Here is a 379-nt window from a genome sequence, read left to right as displayed (position 1 = left end):
AGGCAGCCGCCTGGCAACGTCCTACTCTCCCGGCCCCCTTCGGGGCAAGTACCATCGGCGCTGGAGGGCTTAACGGCCGTGTTCGGAATGGGAACGGGTGTGTCCCCTCCGCCATCGTCACCAGACATATTGTACTCAACAGCAAGCACTAATGTACCACATTAGCCGTCTTGCTATCAAGCTGTATTTTTTGGAAAAAATGGTGGAGCTGAACGGGATCGAACCGATGACCTCCTGCTTGCAAGGCAGGCGCTCTCCCAACTGAGCTACAGCCCCATATATGTATCGAAGAGTCAATATGGTGGGCCTAGGCTGACTCGAACAGCCGACCTCACGCTTATCAGGCGTGCGCTCTGACCAACTGAGCTATAGGCCCAAA

General features: G+C 55.4%; 2 tRNA genes and 1 rRNA gene. All 3 read right to left on the bottom strand.

The features are described from left to right. Positions 1-8 precede the first annotated feature (8 nt). Positions 9-125 (bottom strand): 5S ribosomal RNA (rrf, locus tag ETC00_RS20385). Positions 126-200: 75 nt separating this feature from the next. After that, positions 201-276 (bottom strand) — tRNA-Ala (locus ETC00_RS20380). A gap of 23 nt (positions 277-299) precedes the next feature. Next, positions 300-376: transfer RNA gene (locus tag ETC00_RS20375), tRNA-Ile, on the bottom strand. Positions 377-379 lie beyond the last annotated feature (3 nt).

The organism is Brevibacillus sp. MCWH (assembly GCF_013096935.1).
GTDB classification, from domain to species: domain Bacteria; phylum Bacillota; class Bacilli; order Brevibacillales; family Brevibacillaceae; genus Brevibacillus; species Brevibacillus aydinogluensis.
The sequence above is the reverse complement of the archived record's forward strand: the minus strand, read 5'-3'. Positions and strand labels throughout refer to the sequence as shown.